Raw genomic sequence first — 23,393 nt, 5'->3', positions numbered from 1 at the left:
GCGCTGTTCTCGGGCGTTGCGTTGTCATTGTGGGGAGCCGATTTACTCCGTGTTCAAGGCGGTAAAGGTGTTATTTTTGAGCTTGGCTTAAATTATGTCACTGTTTTCGCCAATGCAACAATTGTAACTATCATGGCTGCAGCAATTCCGATGTTAATACGTAACGATGAAAGTCCAAATGTCGCGACGGCGTTAATGATCCTTGGGGCGTTATTGAATATTGTGCTCGATTATGTGTTTATTGGTTTGTGGCAGTGGCAACTTGAAGGCGCCGCGTTGGCGACAATCATCGCTCAGTCGATCGTTTGTATCGTGGGTATTGTTTATTTTCTGTCAAAGTATTCAAGGTTAAAATTTGATCGAAGCGTTATCATGATTGATCCGCGTATGGTGACAAAGATTATGAGCTTGGGCGCGTCAGCATTAGTGATGTATGTCTACACCAGTTTTGTGTTTGCATTGCATAATCGTTTATTTATGCAATACGGTACGTCGGTGACGGTGGGGGCGTTTGCTATTGTAGGTTACATTATGACGGTTTATTACTTGATAGCAGAAGGGATCGCGGAAGGTATGCAGCCACCAGTGAGTTATTATTTTGGTGCCCTGCAGTTTGAAAATATCAAAAAAATGCTGTTAATGTCGATAAAAGTAACGGTTATTACAGGTGTTGGCTTTATCGTGATCTTAAATGTCATGCCTAATCTGATTATTCGTTTGTTCACCAGTGACTATTTCACCAGTGAGAGTGCAGCGCTGATTGCAGCAGCTAAAAATGGTATTCATCTACATTTATTCGCGATGTTTTTAGATGGTATTATTGTGTTGGCATCTGTATATTTTATGGCGATAGGTCAGGGTGCTAAAGCCTTGGCGATATCGGTCGGTAATATGCTAATTCAATTACCATTTTTGTATTTCCTACCACAGTGGTTAGGGGTTAATGGTATCTGGCTAGCGTTACCTTTATCTAATATTGTGTTGTTTGTTATTGTCGCGCCGTTGGTGTGGCACGACATAAAGCAAAGAGAGCAAGTACCTGTAATGACTCCTTGTCAGTAGCGGTGTTAGTTAATAGTTAGCCAGTACTTTTTGTTAGTACGCCTTGTTTGTTTAAGGTATAGCGGTCAAAGTCATTGGCTAAAAACAGATTTCTACTATAAACAGTACGTGCTTCGTTTTCGATATCGAAGATGGAAGGGCTGCTGTTTATCGCGTTTTGATAACGTGGGCTAAAGTGGGTTAGCACTAAGTTATCAAGTCCTATCTCGTTAGCAAACTGAGCAACAAGTTTCGCGTAACTGTGTTGTGGCCCCGGACCTACTTTGATGGCGATATCTTGAGTATACGTTGCTTCATGCACTAATACGTTTGCGGTTTTGGCTACTTGAGTGAGCAGTGATGGATTATCGTTATCACCTGAGATGATAATTTTTCGGGGGTCTTGAATCGGTAGTAAGTAATCTTGAGCACAAATAATGCGGCCGTCATCGAGTTGCACATCTACCCCTTGTTGCAACTCCCCCAAAGTTTCCCACGAGTGATCTGGTCTTGTTCTAACTTATCGACATCGAGCTTATTACTTAATCTGTTTTCACTGAAACTGTAAGCAACAGAGGGCACTCGGTGAGAGAGTTCAATCGTCTCTACATCAAACTCAATGGCTAAGTCATCCAGGGTATTATTTGGCTCATCAATACACTTGTACTTTAATTCATAGTTTAAATTGAGGTGCACAGACGTTTGCATAAGCTTGATGAAGGTTTGAATTTCTGATGGTCCAACAATCCAAAGTGGCTCTGTCCTGCCTTGCATTGCGGCACTGGCTAATAGCCCGGGTAGACCATAACAATGATCGCCATGAATGTGGGTAATAAAGATCGCCTGTAATTGTGTTAAAGACAGTTTGGTATGTAACAGTTGATGTTGCGTACCTTCACCGCAGTCAACTAAACACCACTTTTTGGAATTAACCCGGTGAATAGCCAGGCCCGATACATTACGGGTTTTACTCGGTGTACCTGCCGATGTACCTAAAAATACGATTTCCATGATGATCTACTTTTGTGTTGTTATCTTGATCTTAAATGACTACTTTTTTAGCCAAGGTTGCTGTGCAAAACGATCTTTGAGTAGTTGTAAAAAATGTGTTGTTCTGGCTGAACGAGCACGGGTATCGGTACCTAACAAGGCCACAATATCGGCACTCGGTAAGCTGTAATCTGGTAGCAACCGCACCAGTGCACCACTATTTAATTCGGGTTGTACATCCCACTCTGAGCGCATGATGATGCCGCTGCCAGCAATTGCCCAGTTTTTAACTACACTACCTTCGTTACTCGTGAGGGTTGGGGTAATGCGAATTGACTCTTGTTCTTCACTGTCACCATCACCAGCAGTATGGGTGAAACGCCATAATGTCACATCTTCACTGTTTTCACGTAATGAAATACAAGTATGGTCTCGTAACGCCCGTGGTGATCTCGGCGTGCCATGTTTTTTTAAATAATCAGGCGAGGCGCAAAGAAAACGCTGGTTAGGTGCCAGCATCGCCAGCTTCAATGTCGAATCCCGTAACTCACCAATATAGATGATGATGTCCCATCTGTGGCTTTCCGCCCAGCTTGGCTTGTCCGAGAGTTCTAACTCGACGGCTAGATTTGGGTGTTGCTGTTGAAACTCACCAACCAAGGGCGCAATGTAGTCATTGCCAAAACCCAAGGGTGCTAATACTTTTAGTGTGCCATTGATCAGGTTCTTTTTACTGGCCATTAATGTCTGCAGTTGATCCATTTCAGCAAGGATGGATCGGGCTTTATCTTGCAGTAAATAGCCTTCTTCGGTCAGGCTTATGCCACGAGCTTGGCGTTGTACCAATTTAACGCTGACTTTGGCTTCAATTGCTTGCAGGCGTTGAGTCACTGTCGGCGGCGTCACATTAAGCTTACGCGCAGCCGCAGTTAAAGACGGTTGAGTTGAGATAGCATAGAAAAAACGTAAATCTTCGCTGGTGAGCATTAAGTTCAAACCTAATATGATAGTTAGTAATGGTTAATATTATTCTAAATCCAGATACATCACAATGCGTACATTACCAAGCAGGTAACCCTGTTGATAACCTAGTAGAGTGAGTATAAGGAACGTGCATTATGTTAATTGAAAAAATTACGTTAATTGAACAAACAATGCCAATTGGAAAATATATGTCAATCACAACAAGCTTAGCAAAGATAGACACGCCTTTTTTGTTGGTCGATAAAGCCAAGTTTGATACCAATGTGGCTTTCTTAAGAGCAAAATTAGCTCCGCATAATGTGATATTAAGACCGCATTTAAAAACCGTTAAATCCATTGCGGGAGCCAAACATGTACTAGAAGGTTTTGATTCGCCAGCCACGGTTTCGACCGTTAAAGAAGCGGAAGCATTTGCAGACGCGGGTTATACCAATCTTACTTATGCCGTCGGTATTACCCCGCAAAAATTACCGCGTATTCAAGCATTGCTTAATAAAGGTATCAATATCAGTATTTTGCTTGATAGTGTGGCACAGGCTCAAGCGGTAACTGCATTTTGTCAGGCACAAAACATCAAGATCCCAACATTATTGGAAATTGATTGTGATGGTCATCGCGGTGGTATTCAACCTGACGATACGCGTTTAGTCGAGATCGGAAAGATCCTGCATCAAGGTGGTGCTGAGTTGCGTGGTGTACTCACCCATGCCGGTGAATCCTATGATTGCTTTAATAAAGCGGCGCTAGTCGCGGCAGCTGAAGGTGAACGTCATGCCGCGGTGATTGCAGCCACTCAGCTGATTGCAAGCGGATTGCCTTGTCCTGTGGTAAGCGTTGGCTCGACACCGACTGCACATTTTGCCGAGAACCTAGATGGGGTAACTGAAGTCAGAGCGGGGGTATATACCTTTTTTGATTTAGTGATGGCGGGCATTGGCGTGTGTAAACCGGATGATATTGCATTATCGGTTGTCACCAGTGTGATTGGTCATAACGAAGAGAAAGACTGGTTGTTTATTGATGCCGGCTGGATGTCACTATCGCAAGATCGCGGCACGCAGTCGCAACGTCAGGACTGTGGTTATGGCTTAGTGTGCGATAGCGAAGGCAACATTATTCCCGGTTTACAGGTTATCGGAGCCAATCAGGAACATGGCATTATTGCTGCGGTTGGTAGCGATATTGATCGCATAACTGATGGCATGAATGATGGATTAAGACTATCCGATATAGCGGTAGGCACGCAGCTACGCATTTTGCCCAATCATGCTTGCGCTACTGCAGCTATGCACGCGGGTTATTACGTTGCAGATCCCGTGCAGATTGAACTTGATTATTGGGCTCGCATTCAGGGTTGGTAGTCATCTAATCACAGTAAACAGATAGGAAAATTTAAACAATATGAAATACATGAGTGAAGCATTATCGAGTCAATTAATAAGTCATGAGCTGGCGTTTAACGCGGTATCAGCTGCGTTTATTGCTGCAAGTGAGCAAGCGAAGTTATTCCCTGTTGTGATCGCAGAGGGGCATGCTGAAAACAGTATTTTTTCGCTTAAATCAGCCAATACAGCAGAGTTAGTGGGTTGGAAGGCCGGGAGTTATTGGCCGGGTAATATTGAGAAAAATATCCCTTGTCATGCATCGACGATCTTTTTATTAGATCAAGAAACCGGGCGTTTGGATGCAGTGATTGAAGGCAGTACTGTAAATGCCTACCGTACGGCAGCAGCAGATGCAGTTGCAGTATCGGTATTAGCACGTGAAGACGCGCGTTGTTTAGCTATTTTTGGTACTGGTCATCAGGCGTTTTATGAATGTGTTGCGGTTTGTCGGATACGTGATATTCGTAGTGTAATGGTTGTTGGCCGTAATAATGATAAAGCACAAGCTATGGTCGATAAATTAGCGGCTGTGGGGATTAACGCCCAAGTAACAGAGGCTGAAGTGGCTTGTCGCGCTGCGGATATTATCATTACCGCGACCACGGCTCGTGAAGCACTGTTTTCTGCAGAATGGGTGCAAGCGGGTACACATATCTCGGCAATGGGTGTCGATACCAAAGGTAAGCAAGAATTACCTCCGGCCTTGTTTGATAACGCTGATTTATATTGTGATTTTACGTCGCAGTCGGTAGTGATTGGCGAGTTCCAGCACGCTGACAAAGACGTGGTTAGCAATAAATTAACCATGATTGGTGAGGTCTTATCGGGGCGAGCACAAGGGCGTATCAATAATATAGATATTACTATTTTTGATAGTTCGGGTATTGCGGTGCAGGACTTGTTAATAGGTCAGCATTTATTGGATGCAGCGCTAGATGCTGGGCATGCTATTGAGTGCTGATGTTGAAGGCTCGTTAACAAGTCGCAGGCATTAAAAAGGCGGGTTTGTTGCCCGCCTTGATGCTTATTATTGGTAGTAATTATTGATGCTAGCTGTTTATGCTCTGTATTGATTGATGAACAAGAAGCTTAAGTTCTTTTATTCAGCAAACGTCGATAAATGCTGTTTTACAGAGTCAGATGCGAACGCATGTTCAATGCTGATCTTGTAAATGTTGAAGTAGTCTTCACGGCTTAAGTTAAACTCTTCCATCACTTTACGTACTTCATCTGTCATGGTGGTATTTGACACAGTACGGTTATCAGTATTAATGGTGATCTGAATACCGTCTTGGTAGAAGGCTTTAACAGGATGGCTGGCTAAGTTTTCAACCGCTTTAGTCTGAACATTACTACTCGGACAGGTTTCTAATGCAATGTTCTGGGTTTTAACAAGGTTGTACGCATCTTCATGGCCAGTAATATGAATACCATGACCAATACGTTCTGCACCTAATAATGATACTGCATCAAATACGTTTTGACCCACACCTTGCTCACCAGCATGAATCGTTACACGGTAACCTTTTTCAATAGCGTATTGTGCGTAAGGGACAAACTCAGCGCAGAATCCTGGTGCTTCACCACCTGCTAAATCGAATGCCACAATACCGTCGTTTAAGTATTTAGCTGCGGTATCCAGCACTTCTTTAATTCTATCTTTTGGCATGTGGCGTAAGATAGATAAAATGTAGTTACCTTTGATGTCATACATGGCTTCTGCACGTTTCATCCCCGCAACAACACTATCAAATACTTGCTCAAGGGTTAGACCTTGTTCAAGGTGTAGCATTGGACCAAAACGTACTTCTAGGTATTTCACGTTTTCTTGTGCTGCATCTTCAAATACTTCAAAAGAGATGCGCTCAATACCTTCCGCTGTTTGCATCACTGATAACGGTAAGTCAAAACGTTGCAGGTATTCCCCAAGATCTGTACATGTCTCAGGTGCGATCATTAAAGTTCTGATCGCTTCAATGTCGTTACTTGGTAGGGTAATGTTTTGTTCAGCTGCAAGCGCAATGATTGTTTCTGGGCGAACACTGCCGTCTAGGTGACAATGTAGGTCAATTTTCGGTAAGTCAAAGTAATTCATGAGTCTCTACCTTTATGTGTTTTTTTAGGTTTTAAAGTTACAGACTTCATAATCAAGAGTTTAAGGATCTTGGTAGAAACTCCCAAACCATATTATTGGGATTATACGAAGTGATTTAATGACGTAGTTTAGCAGTATGGTTTAAACACTGCAATTCGTGGGTGCTATCCTTTGGCGCTGTCAACCTAGGTGTTATTATATTGATTAACGATAGAATTATTTAGTATTGAATAAGGCACAGGACTTTATTATGAAGATTCAAATATCAGCAAGTAATGCGCTGTGTAAATGGATGAAGCTGGACTTAATCAGAATACCTAGTGTCGACGGTAAAAAGATTGGAAAACAAACGATCACTACTGATGTCGAGACGCTTGCTTGGCAGTGCCATGTGATTAAAAACAATGTTCAGTCTCACTATTATACCGTTATCGCGGTGGAAGCCCGCAGCCGTTATGTGATGATCTTTCCCAATCTTGCACCACCCACTCAAGCTGAATTTGAAGAGATGTTTTTAGGGCGATTATTTATTGAAATGGTTAATCTAATGCTGCACAGTGGTTCGATTGAAGAGTCTGTTGCTGACATAGTTACCTCGCAATTTCTCAGCGAAACAGAGGGATTTTGTTGGTTTAAAAATACAGACTTAAGTGTGAACCGTCATGTCAGCGATACAGAGTCTTGGATCCGTCAAAGTGGTGATAATAATGATGTCACGGCTTATAACGATGATGAAGCGTATGGTTTGTCTATGCACATTAATGAAATACGTAAACGTATCGCCAAAGAAGGGCGTAATGGTCGTTTTGTTCCAGTCGTACGTATGCTTGAAGATACTTTATTTCGTTTTGCCAAAGGTTTGGCCCGTGATAGTTATCCCGATACACCCAACGGTCATTTCCCCAGCCCTTATCCAAAGTCAGTTGAAGATAGTAAACAAGAGCACAAAGCGATACCTGATAATGTGGTTTGTTTAACAAGTTACCGTAAACAAAAATTGCAGTAACTTGGGTTTACTTAGACTATCTACTGTTAGAGCTTTATAGCGACTGGTTTTGGCTTCATATTAGCAATAATTGCACCGGATAATATTAACGCGAGTGCAATGATGATGTTAGTAGACCAAGTGTTTAAACTTGCCGCCGAGAGACCCTAAACAGCCCACGATGAGTACCTTAATCGACTTTGTTTATTAGCAGTGTTGTTAATAATGGCCATAAAAAAACAATTAGACGGACCTCCATGACAGGTATAAATTTGAGTGAGATGAAATAACAGAAAAGTTGTTTCATCTCACCTCCTTCTGGTTTTTTTGCTATAAATGATGGTGAGGTTTCTTGTAAGTTATTGTTTTCAAAGTGTGTTATTCTCTTTTTGTAGAAGGTTGATTCGGGATTAACATTACCCATTATTTAACTATTTCAATAATTAAAAATATACTGGTCTGACCGTATTGTTTGATAGAACTCAAACTTTGTTGTTTTCGTGTTCTTTTTTTTGTTGCGCAAATTAACAATTGAAAGTAGCTTTTATATAAACCTCTGGAGAGGTTTGATCTTGACAGGCATGATTACTGTTTGAATATCCGTCAATACATGTTGTATGTAATTACGCCTATTTTCGACTTTCTAATTTAATACATGGAGTTCTTGTGAAATCAATATTTTTAAAAAGTTCGCTTAAGTTAGCGATAGTAGCGGCAATTAGTGCACCTGTACTTGCGGCAGCACCTCAAGCACCATCAATCGCGTGGGCCGATTATTCCAAATTAGGTTTTATAACAATTAATACTGATGCAGTCGTTAGTTATAAAGACATGTATACACGTGTTGACGTTGTTGAAGTACCTGTTTCTTGGAATGTTTGGTCTGGCGATAAAGCGACAAAATGGGAAGTAGAAGTTAACGGTGAAATCATGATGTCTGGTTCAGGTACAGGGAAAAGTACGGTTTTATCTTTCACTGAAGGTGGTTTAAAAGACATGGTTGTGCGTTTATGTAACGCCGATGGCTGCAGCGAAAGCGCAACGACTGAACTATTAATCTCGGATACAGACGGTTCGCATTTAAAAGCTGACCTGCCAATGACGACTGATCCGGCGAACACGCCTTACGCACAACAAAAAGATAATATTGTCGGTACTTACTTCGTTGAATGGGGAGTGTACGGTCGTAAATACAACGTTAACGACATTCCTGCTAATAACCTAACGCACATCATCTACGGTTTCATTCCAATTTGTGGTGGTACAGGTGATAATAAATCTTTACTAGATCCAAACCCATCAGGCCATGAGTTATTACAAAAGATGTGCGCAGGCCTTCCTGATTACTCTGTTGTTATTCATGATACATGGGCTGCTCTGAACTCTACTTACGGTGAACCTGCAACACGTTTAGACGGTAAAAAAGTGGGTTCATTAGAAATAGGTAAAGGTACTTACGGTGGCTTAATGGCGCTTAAAAAAGCCTATCCACACATTAAAATTGTTCCATCTATCGGTGGTTGGACATTATCTGACCCATTCTTCGGTTTCACTGAAAAAGCAAACCGTGATGTATTTGTCGCTTCAGCAAAAGAATTTTTAAAAACGTGGAAATTCTACGATGGTATCGATATTGATTGGGAATTCCCAGGTGGTGACGGTGCAAATGCAAGCTTAGGAGATCCAGAAAAAGACGGCCCAGCTTACGTCGCATTAATGCAAGAATTACGTGCAATGTTGGATGGACTTGAAGCTGAATATGGTCGTAAATATGAACTTACATCTGCAATCGGTGTTGGTTACGACAAGATCGAAGATGTTGATTATGGTGCTGCTTCACAGTACATGGATAATATTTTCATGATGTCTTACGACTTCTACGGTGCATGGGGTCCAAATACGGGTCACCAAACAGGTATTTATTGTGGCGCCCACATTTCAGCTGACAAATGTAACGGTGCTGGCGAGTTTGCTGGGAAACCTGAATACACATTAGATAACGCAACTAAACTTTTACTCGCGCAAGGTGTTCCAGCTAAGAAATTAGTTGTTGGTGCTGCAATGTATGCTCGTGGTTGGCAAGATGTTGTCGCTGAAAATGGTAACCCAATCGGCGCTATCGGTTCACACATAGATTCTTCCGAAGGTAGTCCATTTAACGGTAGTCTTGGTGGCGATGGTACAGACGTAAACGAAGCAGCTTGGGCTTGGGAAGCTGGCATCATGGATTATCGTGGTGTCCTTAAATTCCTAGAGTCAAACCCAAATGCAATCATAGGTTGGGATGAAATAGCTAAAGCATCATTTGTTTGGGATGAAGTGAGTAGTACATTATTGACATATGATACGCCTCGCTCAGTACTTGCTAAAGGTGAATACCTTAAGAGCCTAGGTCTTGGTGGTATCTTCTCATGGGAAATCGATGGTGATGGTAACGGCGATATCTTAAACGCGATGAATCAAGCTGTAAATAACCCACAAGGTCAAACGAATTGGTCTGGTAACATCATCACGAATGAAGCGCCGAGCATTAGCATTACATCTCCATCTGGTTCAGTGGCACACACTGAAGGTGATACGGCTCAATTCTCAGCATTAATTACGGATGATAAATCAGTTGCCACTGTTGAAGTCACTGTTAATGGTGTAAGTCAAACCGTGACTCAAGATGCTACAACTTACTCAGGCAGCTTTGTGGTAACGGTTGGTAGCAACACTGTTATATTCAAAGCAACAGATAATGAAGGCACTTTATCTCAAAAAACAGTCACGATTACTGGTCACGCTCAAGGCTTAGTTTGTGAAGACGGTTCTTCTATTGTAAACGGTGAATGTGTTGTAGACCCAATCGTTTGTGAAGAAGGCGCTTCGCTTGTCGACGGTCAATGTGTTGTCGATGAGGTTGTTACTGAAACACTATTTGTTGCGGGTTCGACTCAAGTCTCTAACGGTGAAGTATATTCGTATCAAGGCTCGTGCTACGAAGCTAAAAATAGCCCTGGTACTTGGGAAGTACCAACCGCAACATCTTGGTTCTGGACTCCTGTGACATGTTCAGGAGCTTAAGTTAACGCGTCAGCGAGAGATGAAGGATCTTCACTCGCTGGCAATGATTTGTACTGAGACTAAATGACGCATTAATATTTTATTGAAAAGAGATATTAATGCGTAATCAACTTGAGGGGTGATGTTCGCCTATATATGGACATCACCAAACACTCGTTTTTTCTTCGTATTAGCAATAATCGCTCCTGATAATATTAACGCGAGTGCAATGATGATGTTAGCAGACCAAGCGTTAAAGCCTGCAATGGCGAGAATAACAGATGAAATGAGTGGTGTGCTAAAACTTAATGACGCTAACAATTGCTGGTTACCTTTTTTTAACGCTATATCCCATAAATAAAACGCGCCGCCGACAGGACCTAACCCGAGTAATAATATTCCGCCCCATTCCGACAGGCTAAAACTCCAATCACTGGTTTCAAATTGCCAATGCGCGAGTAATGCTAATAATGCAACGGCTGCAGATAACCAAGCGATGTCTTCAACGTCGTTGTTTGATGTTGATAAGAACCATGAATAGCTGCCCCAAATAACAGCGCAAATAGCAGCAAGAACATAACCAATTCGATAGTCGCTATTTAAGGTTAGCTCACCATTACCAACGATAATGAAAGCGATTCCGATAAAGCCTAAGCTGCCGCCGATGAGTGCTCTGAATCGACTTTGTTTGTTCGCTACAAGCGTAGCTAACAATAATGGCCACAGATACACAATTAAACTGACCTCGATAACTGGCGCGAATTTAAGCGCCATGAAATAACAGAAGTGAAATCCAAACAGCCCAATTATGCCAAGCAGCCACTGCGTTAGGGTTAACGATGGTTTGGTAAATATGGGCTTTTTAATCGCGATTCGTTTGATAACGACAATGATTGCGGAGATAGTAAAACACAGTGAGAGTAATTGAAATGCAGGGATATTAGCCGTAACTGTGCCTAATAGCGCTAAAGTGCCCCATAATCCTATTGCCATCAAACCGTATAATGTAGCCATGACTTATTATCCTTAAGTAATTTTAATAACATGATAATAAACCTTAAACATATAGATCAGTTTGCTGAAAGGACGATTTTATTGACTGAAACGCTGCTTGTTTATAGATAGCTAACTAATAGCTGAATGCTTTGGGAGATTGGCCGAAATAGTTCGAAAAACGTCGACTAAAGGCGGACAGGTCTTGATAGCCGACTTGTTCTGCGACAATACGAATAGGCAGATCGGTATGAGCGAGCAGTGCAGAGGCCTTTTCCATACGCAGTTGGGTGATGTATTTATGCGTAGTCATATTTATATTCTGTTTGAATAAATTTTTGTATTGGCTGGTGCTTAAACACGCAATTTTAGCTAACTGTTCGATGCTAAATAGCACACTGACATCTTGTTTGATGAAGTGGATAACCTCGGCAATTCGAGGGTCAATACGTTCATTACATGATTGCTGAGCAAGGAGTTGATAAAACAATGCAAAAGCCGTGGATTCAAGTTGCTTGTTTACTTGATGCGCTAGCTGTTTGTCGATGAACTGTATATAAGCAAGCAGGGGCGGGTTGATTGAGAATTTTGCAATACTTGATCCGGTAATATTATCGGGGAAATTTTCCATATCAACCACAATAAAACGAGCAGCATCATCAGCTCGAAAGTCATGTTGTTGTCCTGCTTTAATGATCACGCAATCACCAAAGCTAACTTTACCGGTGTAATCGCCAACCTTAATATCAATCGCGCCATGTAACGGCAACACTAACTGATGGAACTCATGAAAATGACTGCGTATTTGGCTGGTATAAGCGCGAATAGAAAGGTTGTTTGGCATGTTATCCGCTTCTTCTTGGTGATGGAGAGTATTTAATATATTAAAGGGGAAGTGTTTATTTTAATAGGGTCAATTTGTGATGTTCCGCTGAAAGTTTTGATAAAGGTAGTGATAAAAGCTATTATCCCAGTCTCGAAGTTAAACGCTGTAAAGATGTTAAATATGAACGTTGCTCAAGCTGAATTAGATGTTGATGCGCTTAAATTAATGCACATTGGCATGCGCTTGCTAATCGAAGTTACTTTCCCTAATGGCACAAAATCGCAAGCTACATCTCGCTTAATTGGCTATAAAAAAGATGCTTTCATCTTGATCGAATACCCGATGGGGCGTGATTCTGGATTTGATAAAATTTTTCTAGAAAATGCTAATATTATTGTTCGGGCTATTACTGATACCAGCTTCAGAGATATTGTCGCATTTAAAACGAAGATTAATACCATCATATATCGACCAGTTAAAATGCTGTCGCTTGATATGCCCGTCAACATCGCTACCCATAAGATCCGCGAACAACCTCGGATTGATACCGTATATACAGTCGATATTAACTGCAATGGAAAACAATGTTCAGCAAAAATGATGGATTTCTCTATTTCTGGATGTGGTTTAGTTATTGAAAATAAAGAAATATATATATTTAAGGGCAATAAAATAAATATTAGTCTATCAATTACTTCAGATAAACAAGCTGAACTTGAAGGGCAAGTTATTAGTGTTCAAGCAGGCGCTAATCAATGCAAAGTAGGGATCAAATTTAACCAGAGTCAGCTTGAATTGAAAAAGGATATTTTTCATAATAGCATCATTGAAACGCGCAATAATGGTCGGTTTTCGCTTAGCGGTGTACTTTAGAGATTATATTAATTACGTGCAGTTAGATTGATAAAAGAATACGAGAAAGGCTGTATTTTGTTTAAATTTAAACAGGATGCAGCCTTTTTTATCTTGTCACCTGGTGCACTTACCAAGTTACATTGGTGGGGTACCTTCTTTAAATTCTTTAGTTATATTGTCTCTGAATTCCGGTGTATCTTCGTAGCCGTGTACTTTGGTGCCATGTTCGACAACGGCTTGCAGTAGTTCTTCTTTGGTATCTGCAGCAAGTGCGACTGAGCATTTCACCTCACCGGGGTAATCGCGACAATCAATATAATACCTGGCCATAATTATGTACCTCTTAAATCTGTTAAATTGTAGAGTCGGCTTTCAAGTTATTGAATCTATTTAGTCGACCAATTTTAAGAACAAATTACTCGCGTTCCAGAGCCTAATTATAGCAAAATATCACCATGTTCTAAGGTGAAAAGCATAATCAAAACGACTGTGCTAATTCACTCTCGGTCATGCTCACGCCTTTGATCTGCGCATATACAGCTTGCCCAACTGTTAACGCTAAATCATCACATGCCCAGCGGGTGATATTGGCCCATATATGGTCAGCACCAAACGCCAATTTAACTTGCACATTATCACTTGATTCCGAGTGTATGATATCGGAGATCGTCGTCGGTAGAATATTACGGATGCTGCTGTCTGTCGGGCGGTTAATACACAGGGATACATGGTTGGCATGAATACGCACGCGTAGTTTACTACTCACAGGTAAAGGTAAACCATTGATCCACAGAGAAGTACCATCAGCGAGGGCTAACTTACTCATACGATAGCCTTCATTCAATTCAGTGACCGTCGCTATCAATAATGAGCTTTGCTCTTTGGCGGGTAACCACGGACGCATTTCTGGACTGTCCCAAACGTCTTGCAAGGGACCATTCACCAATACTTTTCCTTTGTCTAATACCAGCATGGTATCGGCGAGCTGTAAGATCTCATCTAAACTGTGGCTTACATAGATAATGGGTAAATTAAGGGTCTTAGCAAGTTGTAATAAATAAGGAATAAGCTCACGTTTACGCGGTAGATCTAGCGCGGCCAGTGGCTCATCCATTAATAACATTTGCGGGCGAGTTAACAAGGCGCGACCAATGGCAACGCGCTGTTTTTCACCACCAGAAAGGGTCGATGGATAACGGTTTAACAATTCATCTAAACCAAGTAACTTCACCACGGTATTAAAGTGAACTTGGTCTTTATCCTTGTTACCGTAATTTAGATTACCGCGCACGCTGTAGTGGGGAAATAAACGCGCTTCTTGGAACACGTAACCGATACGGCGGCGTTCAGGAGGCAGGTTAATCTTTTGTTGCTGGTGATAAAGGTGAGTATCACCTAGGGTCAGCTGGCCATTATCTGGGGTTGATAGCCCGCCGAGAATATTCACCAACGAGGTTTTACCTGCACCAGAGCGACCAAATACCGCGCAGATCCCTTGCATCGGAATTGTCGTATTCACTTGCAAGTCTAAATCGCCAAGCTGTTTCTTTATATTAATAGTTAACATTATGACGCGACTCGCTGTTGGGCTTTTTTGGCTAACCATTGTGATGCGGTTAATGATAATACTGCAATGATGATCGCAATCACGCACAGGCGTGCGGCTTCATGCTCTGCGCCTGGAGTTTGAATAAAAGAGTACATGGCGAGTGGAATCGTCCGCGTTTCACCGGGAATATTAGACACGAAGGTAATGGTTGAACCAAATTCGCCTAAACTGCGGGCAAAGGCTAATACCATACCCGAAACAATGCCGGGTAAGGTGAGCGGTAGAGTAATGGTAAAAAATACCCGTAAGCGATTACTACCTAGGGTACGTGCGGCTTGCTCTAAGCGTATATCGACACTTTCGAATGACAGACGGATCGCGCGTACCATTAGCGGAAATGACACGATTGCCGCTGCGAGTGCCGCTCCACGCCAGCTAAAGCTAAAACTCCAGCCAAACCAATCATAAAGGACTGCACCAATGCTGCCTTGGCGACCCATTGAGATTAACAAAATATAGCCAATGACTACGGGGGGCAATACCAGAGGTAAATGTATTAGGCTATCGAATAACGATTTCCCTGGGAATTCGCAACGGGCTAATATCCACGCACAAGCGATGCCAAAAGGCAGGCTGAACAACACAGCCACACTGGATACTTTTAAACTCAGCAGCAAGGCTGCAATTTCGTAATCACTTAACAAAGCTATTTACCTTAAAATAGAGTTGACCTTAAATAGAGAGTACCTTAAAACCGTATTTGACAAATATTGCTTGTGCAGCGTCTGATTGTAAATATTGATAGAAGCTTGTGGTTGCAGCGTTGGCGTTACGGTTGACCATGACTAACGGATATTCAATCGCCTTATGGCTCGTTACTGGGAAGGTCGCCACTGTTTTTACCTTTTTAGCGATTTGAGCATCAGTGGCATAAACAATGCCAAACGGGGACTCGCCACGCTCGACGAGGACAAGTGCGCCGCGCACGTTATTGGCACGGGCTAATAACGGCATCGCTTGCTGCCATAAGCCTAAACTCTCTAGTGCTTGTTTGGCATAACGACCAGCGGGTACATGATCTGGATCGCCAACTGCAATTCTGCTATCTCCAACAGCTTGCGTTATATTCCAATGTTTGGTTAATGTGATGTTATCTACAAGGCTGTTGTTTGGTGCGATGAGAACCAGTGAATTACGCAACAAGGTGACTCTAGAGTCAGCGGCGACCGCTTTTTGTTCAACTAAGTAATCCATCCATTTTTGGTTTGCCGATAGGTAAATCTGCGCAGGTGCACCTTGGGCAACTTGCCTTGCCAAGGTTGAAGACGATGCAAAAGAGAATACCGGATTAATCTTTGTTGGGTTTGCTATTGGATCTGCTTTAAATGTAATACCTACTTCTGTCAGGGCATTGGTTAATGAAGCTGCTGCAAAGATAAGCACGCGTTCTTCGGCAATGACATTGCTACTAAGCATCAATAAAATAATAGTCGCGAGTTGTTTTAATTTATGGCGATATTTTTGTATCATGAGCGATCCCTTCGGCATTTTTATTGTAGCTTGAGACTTACGCGAACAGCGCTGTATAGTAAGCTATATATCGATTTTTAAAATTTTAGCCTTGTTAATGAAAATTAACAAGGCTAATTTCTAATTAGGGATAGTAGTCGTTTAAGCGACGACACAATTACGGCCCATTTTCTTTGCTTGGTATAGCTTCATGTCTGCTTGAATTAGCGTCTCATCAAATGAATCATGATGGTTTTCATATAAGGCTATACCCGCGCTAAGCGTCACCTTAAAGTCAATATCATGGTGTGAAAAAACCAATGCGGCCGCCTCCTCGCGAATACGCTCAACGACAGCTATAACGTTTTTATCATCATCACAAGGACCGATAATGACAAATTCATCGCCGCCGTAGCGGATACAATAATCGCCGCTTCGGGTGTTTTCGAGCATGACTTGGGCTATTTTTTGCAACACTTTATCTCCACAGTCATGGCCATAACTATCATTGACGTCCTTAAAGTGATCAATATCCATAAATACCGCCGCTAGGGTGCGGTTATTGCGTTTTTCATTTTCTAACATACCTGGAATCACTTCTTCCAGAAAACGTTTGGTATAAAGTTTCGTTAGTGTGTCACGGACGGATTGCTCTGAGAGCTGGTTGACAACGAAATTAACAATCACAATGGCAGTACCGATGAATAACACAAAACCAAAAAGTAATATTCCGGATGCTTTTACCACCGTCCAAAAAACATTTTGCTCCATGTCATCAAGGTAGATACCAGTGCCTATTAGCCAGTCCCAGGGAGAAAAATAACTCACGTAGGCTATCTTAGAGTACTGTTCTAATGAATCATTTTTAGACCAAAGGTAGTTAACCCAACCTCCACCTTGACGTATTTTCCGGTCAATGTTGCGGAAAGGGGTGGTTCCATCGGGATATTGCCAATCTAATAAACTTAATCCAACCAGCTCTGGTTTATAAGGCTGCAATAAAATTTCACCATCGAGGCCACTTATCCAAAAGTAGCCATCATCACTGTAGGTTGAGTGCTTTAGCGCTTCCATGGCGTATTTTTTTGCATCTTCATCAGAGAGTTGACCCGTTGCGCTAAGGTCATAAAAATAGCTGACCATGCCTGACGCTGATTCGGTGAGGTGTTTTGATTGGGCTTTTATTTCATTTTCCAAACTACCTGAAAAGGAAATATAAAAGAATAATAGAAAAGTAATGAGTCCTGTAAAGATCACAGCAGATAAACCAATCAACTTTTTTTGGATTGGCAAGTGGTATGACTTTGCTGCAATATTATTCATCAGAACACCATGTCGTAATTTTAAATGAGAAACATCTTATTAGCGGCAGATAGGTATGGATATATCGTTTAGAGAAAAAACACTGGAAATGAAATATTAAGTAACAGATTGATTATATTGCTTAGTTAAACAACAACGCGATTCCGACCTGCCGTTTTCGCTTCATACAACTTCATATCCGCTCGTTTCACTGTATTTGCAAAACTATCGTCGATAAGGTTATTGTGCAATGCAACGCCTGCACTTAATGTGACGCTAAACTCATTATTGTCATTTATAAAACATACTTCAGAAACTTGATGACGGATAGTCTCAGCCATATCAACGGCAGACATTTCATTTTCAAAGAAGCCAATCAGGACAAATTCCTCTCCGCCGTAACGCATACAGTAATGACGTTGTTTTGCATTCTCACGCATTATTTTGGCAACTTTTTTCAGTACTTTGTCACCGTTGTCATGGCCATGCAGATCATTGATGGACTTGAAATGGTCAAGGTCGATGAATATTGCAGTAAGATGGTGGTCTGTGAGTTTGTTATGATTCAATAGCGCTGGAGATATTTCTTTTAAGAAACGTTTTGTATACAGATTAGTGAGCGAATCTCGTATCGATAATTCACTTAACTGATGTACAAAATAGTTAATAATGACAATAATCGTAAAGATAAAAATGAGGAAACCCAAGAGTAAGACACCTGAGGTACTCAATACCGCCCAAAAAATATCGGATTTCATATCATCAAGATATAATCCGGTACCAATTAACCAATCCCAAGCAGGATAGTGGGCCACGTAAGATATTTTGGGGAACTCTTCAGAAGTGTTTAACTTAGGCCAAGTATAAGAAACCCAACCACCTCCTTTTCTCGCTTCTCGGTCGAATTCTTGAAAAATATATTTACCGGTACTATCGGCCCAGTTTGTCATATTCAGACCGACTAAATTAGGCATGTAAGGCTGGATAAGAATTTTACCGTTACTATCGTTGATCCAAAAATAACCATCATCACCATACGTCGCTGATTCAAGCGTATGCATCGCCAGCTGTTGTGCTTCTGCAGTGGTTAACTTTTCTGAGAGTTCTAATTGATGGAAATGTTGGATAATACCGAGTGCGGATTCAATAAAGTTTTTAGACTGGGCTTTTTTTTCTTGTTCTAAACTGGTTGAAAAAGAGTGATAGAAAAATAATACAAACGCAACTATCCCGATAATAATCATGACTGACAGACCAACCAATTTATTTTGGAGGGGCAGTCGGTACGACTTTGGAGATAGATTCTGCATTGTTACTCCGAATGAAAGAAAAAATAGGCTAATTCGATATCTGTAGGCCAGATAAATCGCGAGGATTATATACGTTTATATGCCCGCTGGCGCTATTTTTTCTCATTAACTGAGTAATTCAACTCTTAAAGTTGGTACTAACTTAGTAGCAAGGAGTTCAGCTTAAGCCGTTGTACTACTATGCACGTTATTTATGTCTTTAATCCGTGCTATGCGGACATGATGTTAATGATTGTCACATCGGTATTGACCATACCTTTGGTGACTAACATGCCGATATTACGGATGCTAGCTTCAATATCATGGGCAATAATACCTTGATCAAACGCCTGGGTATTGTTCATCGCTAACATGAAAGCCGTGACAGCGCTGCTCGTCGAGGTTTTTACTTTCATCGCACAGGTCGATTTCGCGCCATCACAGACCATGCCCGAGCAGTCACTTAATACATTCTGGATGGCATAGCATGATTGTACATAATTGCCGCCAGCAAGATAAACCATCGCCATCGCAGCTGACGCACTGGTGACTGTATTACCACAGAATGCCGATAGCGGTGGATAATGTTGTTTAATATAAATTGCGCCAAGATGACTTAAAATAAGCGCCCGGGCGAGTTGTTCATCACTCGCCTGATAATGCTTAGCAATTATCTCGACGGGCACTGTTGCGGCTATGCCTTGGTTACCGCTGCCGTAATTACTCATCGCGGGTAATGTTGCGCCACCCATACGAGCATCGGATGCAGCCGCCGTGCGCATGATAATGGTATTATTTAGGTCGGCACTCATAAAACCACTTTGGATATTCTGCTCTATAGTTCGGCCTACTTGTAGACCATAAGCATTGTTCAATCCTTCATCGGCTAAGGCTGAGTTTAACTTCGCAGCGTCCAGAATAAAGTCGATATCGGCAAAGTCAGCCCCCATCGCATAATCGTAAATTCCTTGAATAGTGATATCGAGATCATCACCGATATTACTGGTACTTTGGGCTGTGCAGCTGTTATTACTGAATACTAATTTACCGTTTAGTGTCGTCTTGGTTATTTTCGTATGACCACCACTGATCTCGACAACGGCAACATAATCTCGACATTTAGCTTCGATATGGCAGTAAATAAACTCTTTTGAATCGGTACGCTTAACAATAACCTTGCCCGCATCGATCAAGGCTTGTGCTTGTGTCACTTGCGGTGGGGTTATTTGTGCTAATACTTCTAGTCCTGCATCTGGATCACCGGCAATGGCACCAACTGCAGCAGCAATGGCTAAGCCGATTTTGCCAGTGCCGGGTACAAATACGCCCATCGAATTTTTATATAGGTTATTTGAAACGTGAACTGTGATCTGTTCTGGTGTTGCTGGTAGCATACTTGCTGCAACCGCAGAGGCATATGCGGCCGATATCGGTTCTGTACAACCAAGTGCGGGTTTAACAAACGTATTAAGGAGTTGTTTATATTGCTGCCATTGATGATTCATTCGCTATCCCTCATTGGTGCTGACAAATTACTTCAGCAACACTTAATTTGACGTTAGTAGACTCTTATTAACGTTAATAGACGCTTCTTTACGTTGATAACATTACTGTACGCCTATATGGGGAGAATATTTTTTCATATATCGAGCAATGTTTACCGTTAAAGAGAATGATATTTCCTTATGTTATCGCGATACCGGCCATTTGCGGTGCAGATCACACCTTTTTGTCGAATTTACTCTTTGTTATTTTCAGCCAAACATACTCCTATGTTGTTATTGTTTTACTGATGACGCACAATATGGACTTCATTTTTAAGCGGATGATAGACCATGGATTTAAAAGCATTATTGACCATTTCCGTTGCAGATAAAGTGTTTGCTAACCCTAAACGGATCCTATTGTTACAACAGATACAAGCCTGTGGTTCGATTAGTCAGGGTGCTAAGTTTGCAGGCATGAGTTACAAGACGGCGTGGGATTCGGTTAAAGACATGAATACCCGCTTGCCTGAACCCGTGGTACACAGTGAGAAGGGTGGTAAAGGCGGCGGCGGTGCTAAGTTGACTGTCTTTGGTGAACGTTTATTGCAAATGTACGCGCTGACTGAGCAAATGCAGGATATGGTCTTAGAAGCCTTGCAAGATCAAGCTATCCCGATGAACAGTTTATTGGATGTGATGGGGCATTTGTCATTGCAAACCAGTGCGCGAAATCAATTATCGGGCACCATTTTATCATTAGACAACAGCATCACAGATGTAAGTGCTAACCATGATAATTTAAATGTACGCTTACAGGTTGAGTTGGTTAATGGTTTACGAGTTAATGCCTGTGTGACGCAAAGCAGTTGTGCGAGGTTGTCTTTAGCAATTGGCAAACCAATTTTATTATTATTCAAAGCACCAGCAGTGACGATTAGTTGTACTAGACAGCCTGATGAGAAGCAAAACCAATTGCGGTGTATTGTGCATGAAATTCACAGTAACAGTCAGACCACAGAAGTGAGTTTGGCGCTGGTTGGTAAAAACAGCTTAGATAGTCGTCCAATACAAATGATTTATGCTTCGATTGATACGCTATTAGCGAATCAATTAAAGATTGTTGTCGGTGGTGAATATTATGCGGTGTTTTCATCAAGCCAAACTATCGTTGCTTGTATGAGCTAATATCTCATCCTCATTTTTACCGCTGCATTAACTATGGCCGCTCAAATGCCTGCCGACACATATCCTCGGTTTATATGATGTGATTTATATTGCGTCGTTAATAAGTATGACCTAACTGCCTTTTAGTGAAATTACAGTGCTTATCTTTTCAGTATTATTTATTGAACAGTGTTTTTTTACACTCACTAATTATAGTGTCGTCGCATATATTAATTTAAATAATTGAACTTAATTATTAAACAGTATTTTTATTTTTATTTTTAAGTATTAATAATTAAATTAAATTAATTTAATTTAATTTAATTTAATAGTGTCAAGGTTTCTAACATGGACATACTGACAATATAAGTCTGAAATGCGACTCATGTGATTGTCAGTGCTATTTTTGACCACCTATAGGTATATGTTATAGATGATATTTTTACATTATTATAGTTCTGTAATAGAATGTACTTATACCAGTGATCTTTGGCGTTCTTTATAAAGGAATAAAATGAAACCACAAATGGAAAATTTATTATCATTTATTTCAGCAGCTGATAAAGGCTCATTTAGTGCAGCAGCAAAAGAATTAAAGAAGAGTCAAGCATCGGTCAGTATTGCTATACAAAACTTAGAAATAGACTTTGGCTTTGAGTTGTTTAATCGAAATAAAAAGTATCCTGTATTAACTGAGAAGGGTGAGAAAATACTCAAAAACTCTAAGTTGATGATGTCGCAATATAATGATTTTATTTACCAATCTCGTGTAATAGAAGCGATCAGTGACGTCAAGATAAGAATAGGAATTGATCCGTTAGTTTGTTCTGAAAAAATAACTAAAATTATATGTGAATTTGCTGAATTATACCCACTGGTTGATCTTTTCATCATACAGAAAAACAGTAAATCACTTTATAACGAGATTATTGAAAGGAAATTAGACTTGGCTATTGGTCTTTTTTCTGGCTTAGATAAATTGAATTGTGAGTTTGTGAGTGCTTTTCATATGCAGAGTTCTTGGGTCGCAGCTCCTGACTATAAAGAGGGCGATATCACCAATATCAGTCTTGCAAGCATGTCAGATTCTCGGTTATTGACGCCCATAGACCTAAAATATCCTGTTATGAGTGAAATAAATGTGGCTACACAAGTTTGGTATGTCGAAGATATACATACAATATTGTCATTTTGCCGTTCAGGTATTGGTATTTGTCATTTACCTAATTTTGTGACTAAACGTGATCTGAATGAAGGGCGATTGACGAAGGTATCTTTTGCGTTTAATCAATTAAACAATGAACACTGGGTTGCGTCTATTCTATGGCCTCAACATAAACGTCTAAACCCGCAATTAAATTGGTTATATCAACAAATAACTGAGATTGAATTTATTTAATTTATCTACCTACCATTCTTTCTATTACTCTTTTTTATCCTTTCTTTTGATTGATTTCTCAGTATTGTCGTGATGGCTAAATAAATATATGTATGCTTTCTTTATCTTGTTGATGTCTTTTTATATTTTTATTTAAACACTACTAGTGTTAATTAGTTTGTTGTAGTGTTTTTTTTAAACACCTATATAGGAACATGATAGGTGGTATTTATGTTATTTAATTAATTGACTGTATGGTATCCGAAAATTAATCGACTATCTAAACAATGGAATATAAAACATGATCACAGCCCTATATATTAAAACAACAAATGCACTACATGATTTCAAAAATGATCAACGTGGTGTAACGGCAATTGAATACGCAATCATTGGTGTCGCTATGTCGGCGATCATACTGGCCGTATTTAATGGTAGTCTAGAAACTGCGTTAAAAGGCGCTATGACGACTATTGCAGGAAATATTACGAAGGCTAATGTAACTACACCTTAATC

The 23,393-nt window shown here is 40.9% G+C and carries 22 protein-coding genes and 1 riboswitch; of the genes, 9 read left to right on the top strand and 13 right to left on the bottom strand.

Annotated features, from left to right (window positions below):
* On the top strand, positions 1-1,062 hold a 1,062-nt coding region (locus PE36_RS10130), incomplete at its 5' end, for an MATE family efflux transporter (RefSeq protein ID WP_006031918.1).
* Between the two features lie 16 nt (positions 1,063-1,078).
* Here the strand turns inward: PE36_RS10130 and PE36_RS24725 are convergent.
* From PE36_RS24725 to PE36_RS10120, 3 genes are read right to left on the bottom strand one after another with little or no spacing between them, the layout of a single operon-like run.
* Entirely contained in the window at positions 1,079-1,501 is a 423-nt protein-coding gene (locus tag PE36_RS24725) for a hypothetical protein (protein ID WP_232286565.1), read from the bottom strand.
* 2 nt (positions 1,502-1,503) lie between these two features.
* Entirely contained in the window at positions 1,504-2,052 is a 549-nt protein-coding gene (locus PE36_RS24720; protein WP_006031916.1) for an MBL fold metallo-hydrolase, read from the bottom strand.
* Positions 2,053-2,091: 39 nt separating this feature from the next.
* Positions 2,092-3,018 (bottom strand): LysR family transcriptional regulator, encoded by a 927-nt coding sequence (locus tag PE36_RS10120; protein WP_006031915.1) that lies wholly within the window; start codon positions 3,016-3,018, stop codon positions 2,092-2,094.
* Positions 3,019-3,149: 131 nt separating this feature from the next.
* On the opposite strand from PE36_RS10120, the gene PE36_RS10115 reads away from it, so the two are divergent.
* Entirely contained in the window at positions 3,150-4,376 is a 1,227-nt protein-coding gene (locus PE36_RS10115; RefSeq protein ID WP_006031914.1) for a DSD1 family PLP-dependent enzyme, read from the top strand.
* 40 nt (positions 4,377-4,416) lie between these two features.
* Complete coding sequence (locus PE36_RS10110) at positions 4,417-5,361, top strand: ornithine cyclodeaminase family protein (protein ID WP_043994407.1); 945 nt, start codon at positions 4,417-4,419, stop codon at positions 5,359-5,361.
* A gap of 138 nt (positions 5,362-5,499) precedes the next feature.
* On the opposite strand, the gene add is transcribed toward PE36_RS10110, so the two are convergent.
* On the bottom strand, positions 5,500-6,495 hold the full coding sequence (gene add / locus PE36_RS10105) for an adenosine deaminase (RefSeq protein WP_006031912.1): 996 nt from the start codon (positions 6,493-6,495) through the stop codon (positions 5,500-5,502).
* A 29-nt stretch (positions 6,496-6,524) separates the two neighbouring features.
* Positions 6,525-6,624, bottom strand: a riboswitch (purine riboswitch).
* Positions 6,625-6,745: 121 nt separating this feature from the next.
* Between add and PE36_RS10100 the strand changes: the two genes are divergently transcribed.
* Entirely contained in the window at positions 6,746-7,501 is a 756-nt protein-coding gene (locus PE36_RS10100) for a hypothetical protein (RefSeq protein WP_006031911.1), read from the top strand.
* A 645-nt stretch (positions 7,502-8,146) separates the two neighbouring features.
* Positions 8,147-10,546: a glycosyl hydrolase family 18 protein gene (locus tag PE36_RS10090; protein ID WP_006031909.1), complete on the top strand. Its 2,400-nt coding sequence runs from the start codon at positions 8,147-8,149 to the stop codon at positions 10,544-10,546.
* A gap of 129 nt (positions 10,547-10,675) precedes the next feature.
* On the opposite strand, the gene PE36_RS10085 is transcribed toward PE36_RS10090, so the two are convergent.
* Positions 10,676-11,539 carry a DMT family transporter gene (locus tag PE36_RS10085; RefSeq protein WP_006031908.1) on the bottom strand — a complete coding sequence of 288 codons (864 nt, stop codon included), beginning with the start codon at positions 11,537-11,539 and terminating at the stop codon, positions 10,676-10,678.
* 115 nt (positions 11,540-11,654) lie between these two features.
* Positions 11,655-12,362 (bottom strand): AraC family transcriptional regulator, encoded by a 708-nt coding sequence (locus PE36_RS10080; protein ID WP_006031907.1) that lies wholly within the window; start codon positions 12,360-12,362, stop codon positions 11,655-11,657.
* 162 nt (positions 12,363-12,524) lie between these two features.
* Between PE36_RS10080 and PE36_RS10075 the strand changes: the two genes are divergently transcribed.
* Entirely contained in the window at positions 12,525-13,217 is a 693-nt protein-coding gene (locus tag PE36_RS10075) for a flagellar brake protein (RefSeq protein WP_157517776.1), read from the top strand.
* Between the two features lie 117 nt (positions 13,218-13,334).
* Here PE36_RS10075 and PE36_RS10070 read toward each other — a convergent pair whose 3' ends face one another.
* The 7 genes from PE36_RS10070 to PE36_RS10040 all read right to left on the bottom strand — a co-directional run bounded on the left by PE36_RS10070 (position 13,335) and on the right by PE36_RS10040 (position 20,353).
* Positions 13,335-13,529, bottom strand: a complete 195-nt coding sequence (locus PE36_RS10070; RefSeq protein ID WP_006031905.1) for a DUF1059 domain-containing protein — start codon at positions 13,527-13,529, stop codon at positions 13,335-13,337.
* A gap of 148 nt (positions 13,530-13,677) precedes the next feature.
* Complete coding sequence (modC, locus tag PE36_RS10065; RefSeq protein ID WP_006031904.1) at positions 13,678-14,766, bottom strand: molybdenum ABC transporter ATP-binding protein ModC; 1,089 nt, start codon at positions 14,764-14,766, stop codon at positions 13,678-13,680.
* Positions 14,766-15,452: a molybdate ABC transporter permease subunit gene (gene modB / locus PE36_RS10060; protein WP_006031903.1), complete on the bottom strand. Its 687-nt coding sequence runs from the start codon at positions 15,450-15,452 to the stop codon at positions 14,766-14,768. Before modB ends, modC begins: the two co-directional genes overlap by 1 nt.
* A gap of 28 nt (positions 15,453-15,480) precedes the next feature.
* A complete protein-coding gene (gene modA, locus PE36_RS10055) occupies positions 15,481-16,278 on the bottom strand; it encodes a molybdate ABC transporter substrate-binding protein (protein ID WP_006031902.1) in 798 nt (265 codons plus the stop codon).
* A 141-nt stretch (positions 16,279-16,419) separates the two neighbouring features.
* Positions 16,420-17,580, bottom strand: a complete 1,161-nt coding sequence (locus tag PE36_RS10050; RefSeq protein WP_006031901.1) for a diguanylate cyclase — start codon at positions 17,578-17,580, stop codon at positions 16,420-16,422.
* Positions 17,581-17,705: 125 nt separating this feature from the next.
* On the bottom strand, positions 17,706-18,803 hold the full coding sequence (locus PE36_RS10045; RefSeq protein ID WP_006031900.1) for a diguanylate cyclase: 1,098 nt from the start codon (positions 18,801-18,803) through the stop codon (positions 17,706-17,708).
* 275 nt (positions 18,804-19,078) lie between these two features.
* Positions 19,079-20,353 carry a serine dehydratase subunit alpha family protein gene (locus PE36_RS10040; RefSeq protein ID WP_006031899.1) on the bottom strand — a complete coding sequence of 425 codons (1,275 nt, stop codon included), beginning with the start codon at positions 20,351-20,353 and terminating at the stop codon, positions 19,079-19,081.
* A gap of 330 nt (positions 20,354-20,683) precedes the next feature.
* Between PE36_RS10040 and PE36_RS10035 the strand changes: the two genes are divergently transcribed.
* The 3 genes from PE36_RS10035 to PE36_RS10025 all read left to right on the top strand — a co-directional run bounded on the left by PE36_RS10035 (position 20,684) and on the right by PE36_RS10025 (position 23,391).
* The gene (locus PE36_RS10035; protein WP_006031898.1) at positions 20,684-21,520 is read left to right on the top strand and encodes a TOBE domain-containing protein; all 837 of its coding nucleotides are present in this window, start codon (positions 20,684-20,686) and stop codon (positions 21,518-21,520) included.
* Between the two features lie 493 nt (positions 21,521-22,013).
* Positions 22,014-22,898 carry a LysR family transcriptional regulator gene (locus PE36_RS10030; protein ID WP_006031897.1) on the top strand — a complete coding sequence of 295 codons (885 nt, stop codon included), beginning with the start codon at positions 22,014-22,016 and terminating at the stop codon, positions 22,896-22,898.
* Between the two features lie 280 nt (positions 22,899-23,178).
* Entirely contained in the window at positions 23,179-23,391 is a 213-nt protein-coding gene (locus tag PE36_RS10025; protein WP_006031896.1) for a Flp family type IVb pilin, read from the top strand.
* Positions 23,392-23,393 lie beyond the last annotated feature (2 nt).

The organism is Moritella sp. PE36 (genome assembly GCF_000170855.1).
GTDB lineage: Bacteria > Pseudomonadota > Gammaproteobacteria > Enterobacterales > Moritellaceae > Moritella.
The sequence above is the reverse complement of the archived record's forward strand: the minus strand, read 5'-3'. Positions and strand labels throughout refer to the sequence as shown.